The following is a 10,264-nucleotide window of genomic DNA, read 5'->3' on the forward strand; positions in this document are numbered from 1 at the left end:
CTAGCGCAATGCCCGGGCTAGAGCCAGCGCCGAAACATTGGGACACGACGGGCGTGCCCCACTTCAGGGCTGTCGCTTAGATCGTCAGGATGGCCTGGGCCAGCTGTGCATCGGTCGCATTCAGTTGTGGAGCCTGTTGGCGGATATGGTCGAGAGCACTTTCCAGTTTTACACCACGAATGGCGCCTTCACTGGCAACGAAGCTGGCGGCATCGTCACGAGCAGCACGGACGACTTTGTCGTCGCGAAAGGAAGACGAGACATCCGACGTTGCGTCAGAGGACGCCTTCAGTCCGTCAACAATGGTATCGGTGGTCACGATAAAACTGGTGGCGTGGGAATTGGCAGCAACGGCAAGCAGGGCGGCAGCGCTGAGCAGACGTAGACGGGACATGGGGTAGCTCCTTTGGATAGACCGATTTAGAGGTGGCTCAGGATCAGACGCCTGTCGTAAAGCGATCGCCACGTTCTATCTGGATATTAGGCCTGTGCATATCGGTTAGAACAGCCCCTGTCTGCCAAGGGAGGAAATTAGCGCCAGAACGGTTTGTCCACTTCGTTGAGGCGCTCGGCATGGCTAATGCCCAGATCCGAGAGCTGTTGATCATTGAGTTGGCCCAGCAACCGTCGGGTTCGAGCCCTACGCCTATGGCCCAGACACACTCCGATGAAATTGTACTGGTTAAATTTGTTGAATGTATAAACTGTACCTATTTAAGGTTATATCTTCTGTACGGCCCAATGTGAACGCTCCAAAACGACAAAACCCGTCGTGGTTTCCCACGACGGGTTTTGTTTGTTCAATTCGGGTTGCTGGCGGTGGATCCGTAGGATCAGAGCCAGCGACGCTAACTTAGCGCCAGAACGGCTTGCTCAGCTCTTCGTAGCGCTGTGCTTCGCTAATCCCTGCGTCAGCCAGCAGACGCGAATCCAGGCGAGCCAGTTGATGGCGGCTGGAGATGCGGCGCTGCCACAGCATCAGGTTGGCGATAACGCGCAGAGGCATGGAAGCCTGGGTTTTTGCAGCAGTATCTTCGAAGAACAGTTCGGAACTGAGTGTACGTTCCATGGTTGACATCCTTCCGCTTATGGCGGGATTAGGTAGTGGTTTAACTGATGCCAATGATCCTCCCGTTTGGCCAGTCTCTGTAGATACAGTTCACCTGTATTGTGAGAGACCAGTTAACTGTTAAAAGGCAGTGTACTGGTCGAAATTGAGGCAACTGTACCTATGTGCACCAAATAGGTGCGTTTTTGATCATTTCAACGCAAAAGGTAGGTGAATGCCGTAGGAAAAGACCGGTACAGCAGTACAGTTTTTGACGATATGGAGTGTTGTCACCGCGCGCTGACGAAACTGTGTTTGCGTCAGCTGCAATCTGTATTAATTACACCGCCAGCATGCGCCCGGTTTCTTCCAGGTTTATGTGCCAACTCAGGGCATCGCGAAGGATGTGCGGGGTATGCCCGCCGACTGCGCAAGCGGCAGTGAAGTAGTCATTCAAGGCTGCGCGATAGTCCGGGTGAACGCAGTTGTCGATGATGACCCGGGCGCGCTCACGCGGTGCCAGGCCCCGCAGGTCGGCCAAACCTACTTCGGTCACGAGAATGTCCACGTCATGTTCTGTGTGGTCGACGTGGCTGACCATGGGGACCACGCTGGAAATCGCGCCGCCCTTGGCAATCGACTTGGTGACAAAGATCGCCAAGTGCGCATTGCGCGCGAAATCGCCGGAGCCGCCGATCCCATTCATCATCCGAGTGCCGCAGACGTGGGTGGAATTGACGTTGCCGTACAGGTCGAACTCCAGCGCAGTATTGATACCAATGATGCCCAGGCGCCGCACTACTTCGGGATGGTTCGAGATTTCCTGGGGGCGCAGGACCAGCTTGTCCTTATAGTGCTCCAGATTCCCGAACACATCGGCATTGCGCCGGCTCGACAGGGTGATCGAACTGCCCGACGCAAAGCTCAGCTTTCCGGCGTCGATCAGGTCGAAAGTCGAATCCTGCAGCACTTCGGAGTACATGGTCAGGTCTTCGAACGGCGAGTCGATCAAGCCGCACATCACCGAATTGGCGATAGTGCCGATACCGGCTTGCAGCGGGCCGAGTTTGTTGGTCATGCGACCGGCAGCCACTTCTTGTTTGAAGAAATCGATCAGGTGATCGGCAATGGCCTGAGTGTCGCCGTCCGGCGGCAGGACAGTGGATGGCGAGTCGGACTGGTTCGTAATCACGATCGCGACAATTTTTTCCGGCGGTATCGGGATGGCGGTGCTGCCGATGCGGTCGTCGACCTTCACCAACGGAATCGGGGTGCGGGTCGGCCGATAGGTCGGGATATAGATGTCGTGCAGGCCTTCGAGATTCGGGTTGTGCGCCAGGTTGATCTCGACGATCACGTGCTTGGCGAAAATCGCGAAGCTGGCCGAATTGCCTACCGAGGTGGTCGGCACAATATGGCCCTGCTCAGTGATTGCCACGGCTTCGATCACCGCGATGTCCGGTAGCTTGAGTTGTTGGTTACGCAGTAGCTCTACGGTTTCCGACAGGTGCTGGTCGATGAACATGACTTCGCCGGCATTGATCGCCTTGCGCAGGGTGCTGTCCACCTGGAACGGCATGCGTCGCGACAGTACGCCGGCTTCAGTCAGTTGTTTGTCGAGGTCGTTGCCCAGGCTGGCACCGGTCATCAGGGTGATTTTCAGCGGCGCGACCTTGGCACGCTCGGCCAGGGCATGAGGCACAGCCTTGGCTTCGCCGGCTCGGGTAAAGCCGCTCATGCCGACGGTCATGCCGTCCTGAATCAGAGCGGCAGCCTCGGCGGCGCTCATCACCTTATCCAACAACGAAGGCAAGCGAATACGGTCACGGTACATGGATTGTTATCTCGGGCAACGGAAGCAAGGTGCGCAGTCTAGTGAATTTGATCAGTGTCCGTCCCGCTACCAAGGTCGCATTCGGGCCGTCTATTCTGGGCCTTTCAGACAAAACACCGTTACAGGATCGGTAACAGCCACAAACAAAAACGCCCCGACGAGTCGGGGCGTTCAGGTTGCCGAAGGGTATTACTCGACGGCTTTAACCATGTCTTCGATGACTTTCTTGGCATCGCCGAAAACCATCATGGTCTTGTCCAGGTAGAACAGCTCGTTGTCCAGACCAGCGTAGCCGCTGGCCATCGAGCGCTTGTTAACGATGATGGTCTTGGCTTTGAACGCTTCGAGAATCGGCATGCCGGCAATCGGCGATTTCGGATCGTTCTTGGCCGCCGGGTTAACCACGTCGTTGGCACCCAGCACCAGCACCACGTCGGCCTGACCGAACTCGGAGTTGATGTCTTCCATCTCGAACACCTGGTCGTAAGGCACTTCGGCCTCGGCCAGCAGTACGTTCATGTGCCCAGGCATGCGGCCGGCGACCGGGTGGATCGCGTACTTCACGGTCACGCCGCGATGGGTCAGCTTCTCGGTCAGCTCTTTCAGAGCGTGCTGTGCCCGAGCGACCGCCAGGCCGTAGCCTGGAACGATGATCACGGTGTCGGCGTTGGTCAGCAGGAAGGTCGCATCGTCGGCCGAGCCGGATTTCACCGGGCGGGCTTCCTTCGAACCTGCCGGGCCGGCAGCGTCTGCCGTATTGCCGAAACCGCCGAGCAGTACGTTGAAGAAGGAGCGGTTCATCGCCTTGCACATAATGTACGAGAGGATCGCACCGCTTGAGCCCACCAGCGAGCCGGCAATAATCAGCATCGAGTTGTTCAGCGAAAAGCCGATTCCCGCTGCTGCCCAGCCGGAGTAGCTGTTGAGCATCGACACCACCACCGGCATATCTGCACCGCCGATCGGGATGATGATCAGCACGCCCATCACGAAGGCCAGGGCCAGCATCAGAGCAAACGCGCTTAGATTGCCAGTCAGCATGAAAGTGATGCCGAGTGCCAGCGTCGCCAGACCCAGCAGCAGGTTCAGCTTGTGCTGACCGCTGAACTGTACGGGTGCGCCCTGGAACAGGCGGAACTTGTACTTGCCCGAGAGCTTGCCGAACGCGATCACCGAACCGGAGAAGGTGATTGCACCGATGGCTGCGCCGAGGAACAGTTCCAGACGGTTGCCCGCCGGAATCGAATCACCCAGGTGTTTAACGATGCCCAGAGACTGCGGCTCGACCACCGCCGCGATAGCGATGAACACTGCGGCCATACCGATCATGCTGTGCATGAAGGCGACCAGTTCCGGCATCTTGGTCATTTCAACGCGCTTGGCCATGATCGAACCGGCGGTGCCGCCGACCAGCAGACCCACGATGACGTAACCGATGCCGGCAGTAGCACTGCCTTGCTCAAAAGAGAGCGCGCCCAGCTTATAAATGAGGCCGATAGTAGTGAGGATCGCCAACGCCATGCCGAGCATGCCGTAGACATTGCCGCGCCGCGATGTGGTTGGGTGCGACAGGCCTTTGAGGGCCTGGATGAAGCAGATCGACGCGATCAGGTAGAGCGTCGTTACCAGATTCATGCTCATTACTTGGGCGCCTCTTCTTTTACGGCTTTCGGGGCTTTTTTCTTGAACATCTCAAGCATTCTGCGAGTCACGAGGAAACCACCGAACACGTTCACCGCCGCCAGAGCCACCGCCAGGGTGCCCATGGTCTTGCCCAGTGGGGTCACGGTCAACGCGGCCGCCAGCATGGCGCCGACGATCACAATCGCTGAAATGGCGTTGGTCACTGCCATCAATGGCGTATGCAGTGCAGGGGTAACGTTCCATACCACGTGATAACCGACATAAATCGCCAGCACGAAGATGATCAGGTTGTAGATACCGGGGGAGATAAGCTCTTCCATCGTCTGAATCCCTGCTTAGGCGTTTTTGCGGATGACTTGGCCGTCGCGGCACATCAGGCACGCGGCGACGATGTCGTCTTCGAGGTTCACTTCAAACTGGCCTTCTTTGTTGAAGACCAGCTTCAGGAAGTCCAGCAGGTTGCGTGCGTACAGTGCCGAAGCATCGGCCGCGACGGCGCCGGCCAGATTGGTCGGGCCGCAAATGGTCACGCCATTCTCGATCACGACCTGATCGGCCACGGTCAGCGGGCAGTTGCCGCCCTGAGCGGCCGCGAGGTCGATGACCACGGAGCCTGGCTTCATCTGTGCCACGGTTTCCGCGCTCAATAGCGTCGGCGCCTTGCGGCCCGGGATCAGTGCAGTAGTAATGACGATGTCAGCCTGCTTGGCGCGCTCGTGCACGGCCAAGGCTTGGCGCTGCATCCAGCTGGCCGGCATGGGGCGTGCGTAACCGCCGACACCGACGGCGCATTCGCGCTCTTCATCGGTTTCGTACGGCACATCGACGAATTTCGCACCCAGAGATTCGATCTGTTCCTTCACGGCAGGACGCACGTCAGACGCTTCGATCACGGCACCCAGACGTTTCGCCGTGGCAATCGCCTGCAAACCGGCCACGCCAGCACCGAGAATCAGCACACGCGCCGCTTTCACGGTGCCCGCAGCGGTCATCAGCATTGGCATGAAGCGTGGGTAGTAGTGAGCAGCCAGCAACACGGCTTTATAGCCGGCGATGTTCGCCTGGGAGGACAACACATCCAGGCTCTGAGCGCGGGAGGTGCGCGGCGCGGCCTCCAGTGCGAAAGCGGTAATGCCGCACTCAGCCAGCTTGGCAATGGTTTCATTGCTGAACGGATTGAGCATGCCCACCACAACGGTGCCGCTTTTTATCAGCGTCAGTTCGCTGTCGCTGGGGGCGACCACCTTGAGAATCAGCTCTGCGCCAAATGCATCATTGGCACTGCCAATGGTCGCGCCTGCCGCTTCATAAGCACTGTCGACAACGCTGGCGTTAATACCGGCGCCGCTTTGCACAGTGACCTTATGACCCTGGCCGATCAGCTTCTTGATGGTTTCCGGGGTTGCAGCAACCCGTGTTTCACCCGTCTGGGTTTCGAGAGGAACACCAATGTGCACGTCAAATCTCCTGCGTGATCTTATTGAGTAAACCCAGGCACTTCGGATGGTGCGGCTGGGGCGGCCGATCAGCACGATCCCGCTAAATCAGGGCGGGGCGCGGCATTTTGCAGGCGAACTTTGTGCCCTTCAAGGGATTATGACGGGTGACGGAAAATTAACTACAAGTCACCCCGTGACCGAATGTCGCACCGATCGGTGCAATCCCTTGCAGGCCGTGGCTTGTGAGGATTCTGTCCAAAATTCAAGAATTTACACATCGGCACGGTGAATGAGGTGTCATTGCCTTCCAATGGAGGCTCAAGGCCACGTATTCAGGCCTTTGTAGGACGTTTGTGCTACTCCTCAGTACAGTCTGCCAATATGCGACAAATACTTATATCTGTAGTGCTTTTGTCTTCCTGACTACGGGGTCAGCTAATAAGTGTGAGCCTTTACCCTTCTAGGCTGTAGCCTTGTGCCTGATTCACCAGCCAATCGCGAAATGCCTTTAAAGAGGCTGATTCGACCTTTCGCTCGGGAATCATCAGGTAGTAGGCCTTAATGCTCGATAGTGCCTGGGCGTTGGCAATCACCAGACGCTTCTCTGTCAATTCGCGCTGAATCAAGAACGGTGGAATTAGCGCGATCCCCATATCGTGCATCGCAGCTTGAGCAAGCATGGAGAATAGCTCGTAACGCGGCCCTGTCATGTCTCGCGGGATATTCAGGTTTTGAGAGTTGAACCACTGGCGCCAGGCATAAGGGCGGGTGGTCTGTTGTAGCAGGGGCAGTTCGGCGATTTCACTGGGGGTCAGATTGGTTTTTTTTCCCAGTAACGTGGGGCTGCACACCGGCATCGGATTTTCGCCCATTAGCCTGTGGGACTCGGTACCCGGCCAGTCGGCGTCGCCGAAATAGATCGCGGCGTCGAAGTCGGTGTCGGCAAACAGGAAGGGGCGCGTGCGATTGGTGAGGTTGACCGTCACTTCCGGGTGTTTGTGCTGAAAATCCTTGAGTCGAGGCAGCAGCCATTGAGTGCCGAAGGTTGGCACCACCGCCAGTTCGATCATGTTGGCGCCTTGCTGGCCCATCACTGACAAAGTATCGCGTTCAACCGCGTCGAGTTGGGTGGCCACTCGGCGGCTGTAGGAAAGCCCGGCCTCCGTCAGCTTCACTCCGCGCCGCGAGCGTCGGAACAGTTCGACGCTGAGGAACTCCTCAAGGCTGGCGATCTGTCGGCAAATCGCTCCCTGCGTGAGTGAAAGTTCCTGGGCGGCCTTGGTAAAGCTCTCGTGGCGCGCTGCAGCTTCAAAACTGATCAGGGCGGTTGTACTGGGGATCTTCCTGCGCATGTACGTCAACCTCACTAATACATCGCATATAGGCTATTTTTGCGACGTTACGGAGTGAGAAATTAGCACAACAGTATGCAAAATCCTCGTTTGTCGTGAAGCCAAACCCGGCCTAGGATCACTCCACGTTATTTGACCCGATTCGAGAGGACTCACTCATGGGCGGTAAAGCTAGCTTCAACTGGATCGATCCCCTGCTGCTGGATCAACAGCTCACTGAAGAAGAACGCATGATTCGCGACACCGCTCAGCAGTTCGCTCAGCAGAAGCTCGCGCCGCGCGTTCTCGAAGCTTTCCGTCATGAGAAGACCGACCCGGCGATCTTCCGCGAGATGGGTGAAGTGGGGCTGTTGGGTGCCACCATTCCTGAGCAATACGGTGGCAGCGGCCTGAATTACGTCAGCTACGGTCTGATTGCTCGCGAGGTTGAGCGTGTCGACTCCGGCTATCGCTCGATGATGAGTGTGCAGTCCTCGCTGGTCATGGTGCCGATCAACGAATTCGGTACCGAAGCACAGAAGCAGAAATACCTGCCGAAGCTGGCCTCGGGTGAATGGATCGGTTGCTTCGGTCTGACCGAGCCTGACCACGGTTCCGACCCGGGCGCGATGATTACTCGTGCACGTAAAGTCGAAGGCGGCTACAGCCTCACCGGCAGCAAAATGTGGATCACCAACAGCCCGATCGCCGATGTGTTCGTGGTTTGGGGCAAGGACGACGCGGGCGATATTCGTGGTTTTGTACTGGAGAAGGGCTGGAAAGGTCTGAGCGCTCCAGCGATTCACGGCAAGGTTGGCCTGCGTGCATCCATCACCGGCGAGATCGTCATGGACAACGTGTTTGTCCCTGAAGAGAACATCTTCCCGGATGTCCGTGGTTTGAAAGGTCCTTTTACCTGCCTCAACTCGGCGCGTTACGGCATTTCCTGGGGCGCACTGGGCGCTGCCGAGTTCTGCTGGCACACCGCTCGCCAGTACACCCTGGATCGTAAGCAGTTTGGTCGTCCATTGGCGGCCACACAGTTGATCCAGAAGAAGCTGGCTGACATGCAGACCGAAATCACCATGGCGCTACAAGGCTGCCTGCGTCTGGGTCGTATGAAGGATGAAGGCACTGCTGCCGTCGAGATTACGTCGATGATGAAGCGCAACTCCTGTGGTAAATCCCTGGATATCGCTCGTATGGCGCGCGACATGCTGGGCGGCAACGGCATCTCCGATGAGTTCGGTGTCGCTCGGCATCTGGTCAACCTGGAAGTGGTGAATACCTATGAAGGTACGCATGACGTCCACGCATTGATCCTCGGTCGCGCGCAGACCGGCATCCAGGCGTTCTATTAATAGGAGAACGGTCATGGGCGCGCTTTCGCATCTACGGGTACTGGATTTATCGCGGGTGCTTGCCGGGCCTTGGGCCGGGCAGATCCTGGCGGACCTTGGCGCCGAAGTCATCAAGGTCGAGCGCCCGGGCAATGGCGATGACACGCGCGCCTGGGGGCCTCCGTTCCTTAAAGATGCCTATGGCGAGAATACCAGCGAGGCGGCCTATTACTTGGCCGCCAATCGCAATAAGCAATCAGTGACCATCGACTTCACGCGGCCAGAGGGGCAGCAGCTCGTGCGTGAGCTGGCGGCGAAGTCGGACATCCTCATTGAAAATTTCAAAGTCGGTGGCCTGGCGGCTTATGGGCTGGACTATGAGTCGCTCAAGGCGATTAATCCGAAGCTGATCTATTGCTCGATCACTGGATTCGGTCAGACAGGTCCGTATGCCAAGCGTGCGGGTTACGACTTCATGATCCAGGGCTTGGGCGGTCTGATGAGTTTGACCGGTCGCCCCGAAGGAGATGAAGGCGCGGGCCCGGTGAAAGTCGGTGTGGCGCTGACAGATATTTTGACCGGGCTCTATTCAACGGTAGCGATCCTGGCGGCCTTGGCTCATCGGGATCAGGGCGGTGGCGGTCAGCATATAGACATGGCATTGCTGGATGTTCAGGTGGCTTGTCTGGCCAATCAGGCGATGAATTACCTGACTACAGGCGTTGCGCCTAAACGCCTGGGCAACGCTCACCCGAATATCGTGCCTTATCAGGACTTTCCTACAGCCGATGGCGACTTCATCCTCACTGTGGGTAATGATGGGCAGTTCCGCAAGTTTGCGCAGGTGGCTGGTCAGCCGCAGTGGGCGGATGATCCGCGTTTTGCGACCAACAAATTGCGGGTGGCTAACCGAGCAGTATTGATTCCGCTGATTCGCCAGGCGACCGTGTTCAAGACTACTGCTGAGTGGGTGGTGCAGCTGGAGCAGGCAGGCGTGCCATGCGGACCGATCAATGATCTCGCTCAGATGTTTGCCGATCCTCAGGTTCAGGCGCGGGGGTTGGCCATTGAGCTGCCCCATGCTTTGGCCGGGATGGTGCCGCAGGTTGCGAGCCCGATACGTCTGTCCGAGACTCCGGTGGAGTACCGTAGTGCGCCTCCTTTGTTGGGTGAACACACGCTGGAGGTTCTGCAGCGGGTGTTGGGTCTGGATGCCGGAGTCGTTGCTGGGTTCAAGGCGTCTGGAGTGCTCTGAGCATTCCTTCTATATAGCAGGGCTGGTTTTGCTCTCCTATATAGAGGGGAATGCGCAGTTTTCCGGCGTTCCGCAAGTTATTGATAGAAAAGCGTAATTAGAGGTTGACGGCAGATTCTGGACGTCTATAATTCGCCCCACTTCCGGCGCAGTCGAAACGGAAAACTCCTTGGTAAGCAAAGAGTTACGCAGTTTTCGGCAGTGGTTACGCTTCAGTTCATCGAAGCCAGAAGGAGTTGAAAGAGCGGTGTTGTTTGGCTCTTTTGGCGGTTCGATCATCTCGGTCGAAAGCGGAGAAAAAGAGGTGTTGACAGCAGCGAGTAACGCTGTAGAATTCGCCTCCCGCTAACGAGAGATCGGAAGCGCAAGTGGT

9 protein-coding genes and 1 pseudogene are annotated in these 10,264 nt (G+C 57.3%); 2 read left to right on the forward strand and 8 right to left on the reverse strand.

Going from position 1 to position 10,264, the window contains the following annotated elements:
• Positions 1 to 76: 76 nt before the first annotated feature.
• The 8 genes and pseudogenes from ACIPLA_RS14220 to ACIPLA_RS14255 all read right to left on the reverse strand — a co-directional run bounded on the left by ACIPLA_RS14220 (position 77) and on the right by ACIPLA_RS14255 (position 7,317).
• On the reverse strand, positions 77 to 394 hold the full coding sequence (locus ACIPLA_RS14220; protein WP_401173653.1) for a DUF2388 domain-containing protein: 318 nt from the start codon (positions 392 to 394) through the stop codon (positions 77 to 79).
• Positions 395 to 531: 137 nt separating this feature from the next.
• Positions 532 to 642, reverse strand: a pseudogene (locus ACIPLA_RS14225) (DUF1127 domain-containing protein); the annotation flags it as partial.
• Between the two features lie 211 nt (positions 643 to 853).
• On the reverse strand, positions 854 to 1,069 hold the full coding sequence (locus tag ACIPLA_RS14230; RefSeq protein ID WP_007902752.1) for a DUF1127 domain-containing protein: 216 nt from the start codon (positions 1,067 to 1,069) through the stop codon (positions 854 to 856).
• A 319-nt stretch (positions 1,070 to 1,388) separates the two neighbouring features.
• Positions 1,389 to 2,882 carry an acetyl-CoA hydrolase/transferase family protein gene (locus ACIPLA_RS14235; protein ID WP_401173655.1) on the reverse strand — a complete coding sequence of 498 codons (1,494 nt, stop codon included), beginning with the start codon at positions 2,880 to 2,882 and terminating at the stop codon, positions 1,389 to 1,391.
• Between the two features lie 189 nt (positions 2,883 to 3,071).
• Positions 3,072 to 4,523, reverse strand: coding sequence for an NAD(P)(+) transhydrogenase (Re/Si-specific) subunit beta (locus tag ACIPLA_RS14240; protein ID WP_218395817.1), 1,452 nt, complete (start codon positions 4,521 to 4,523; stop codon positions 3,072 to 3,074).
• The gene (locus tag ACIPLA_RS14245; protein ID WP_003187010.1) at positions 4,523 to 4,846 is read right to left on the reverse strand and encodes an NAD(P) transhydrogenase subunit alpha; all 324 of its coding nucleotides are present in this window, start codon (positions 4,844 to 4,846) and stop codon (positions 4,523 to 4,525) included. Before ACIPLA_RS14245 ends, ACIPLA_RS14240 begins: the two co-directional genes overlap by 1 nt.
• Before the next feature lie 15 nt (positions 4,847 to 4,861).
• The gene (locus ACIPLA_RS14250; RefSeq protein ID WP_401173658.1) at positions 4,862 to 5,983 is read right to left on the reverse strand and encodes a Re/Si-specific NAD(P)(+) transhydrogenase subunit alpha; all 1,122 of its coding nucleotides are present in this window, start codon (positions 5,981 to 5,983) and stop codon (positions 4,862 to 4,864) included.
• A gap of 434 nt (positions 5,984 to 6,417) precedes the next feature.
• Positions 6,418 to 7,317, reverse strand: coding sequence for a LysR family transcriptional regulator (locus tag ACIPLA_RS14255; RefSeq protein WP_401173663.1), 900 nt, complete (start codon positions 7,315 to 7,317; stop codon positions 6,418 to 6,420).
• 158 nt (positions 7,318 to 7,475) lie between these two features.
• On the opposite strand from ACIPLA_RS14255, the gene ACIPLA_RS14260 reads away from it, so the two are divergent.
• A complete protein-coding gene (locus ACIPLA_RS14260) occupies positions 7,476 to 8,657 on the forward strand; it encodes an acyl-CoA dehydrogenase (protein WP_007897013.1) in 1,182 nt (393 codons plus the stop codon).
• 13 nt (positions 8,658 to 8,670) lie between these two features.
• Positions 8,671 to 9,891, forward strand: coding sequence for a CaiB/BaiF CoA transferase family protein (locus tag ACIPLA_RS14265; protein ID WP_401173660.1), 1,221 nt, complete (start codon positions 8,671 to 8,673; stop codon positions 9,889 to 9,891).
• Positions 9,892 to 10,264: the final 373 nt, after the last annotated feature.

The sequence above is a fragment of the Pseudomonas sp. NPDC086112 genome, assembly GCF_044746425.1.
Lineage (GTDB): Bacteria > Pseudomonadota > Gammaproteobacteria > Pseudomonadales > Pseudomonadaceae > Aquipseudomonas.

Excerpts from the sequence above, each read along its gene's own strand:
- ACIPLA_RS14220 (WP_401173653.1), bottom strand. The coding sequence starts at position 394 with ATGTCCCGTCTACGTCTGCTCAGCGCTGCCGCCCTGCTTGCCGTTGCT.
- ACIPLA_RS14240 (WP_218395817.1), bottom strand. The coding sequence starts at position 4,523 with ATGAGCATGAATCTGGTAACGACGCTCTACCTGATCGCGTCGATCTGC.
- ACIPLA_RS14255 (WP_401173663.1), bottom strand. The coding sequence starts at position 7,317 with ATGCGCAGGAAGATCCCCAGTACAACCGCCCTGATCAGTTTTGAAGCT.
- ACIPLA_RS14235 (WP_401173655.1), bottom strand. The coding sequence starts at position 2,882 with ATGTACCGTGACCGTATTCGCTTGCCTTCGTTGTTGGATAAGGTGATG.
- ACIPLA_RS14245 (WP_003187010.1), bottom strand. The coding sequence starts at position 4,846 with ATGGAAGAGCTTATCTCCCCCGGTATCTACAACCTGATCATCTTCGTG.
- ACIPLA_RS14230 (WP_007902752.1), bottom strand. The coding sequence starts at position 1,069 with ATGGAACGTACACTCAGTTCCGAACTGTTCTTCGAAGATACTGCTGCA.
- ACIPLA_RS14260 (WP_007897013.1), top strand. The coding sequence starts at position 7,476 with ATGGGCGGTAAAGCTAGCTTCAACTGGATCGATCCCCTGCTGCTGGAT.
- ACIPLA_RS14265 (WP_401173660.1), top strand. The coding sequence starts at position 8,671 with ATGGGCGCGCTTTCGCATCTACGGGTACTGGATTTATCGCGGGTGCTT.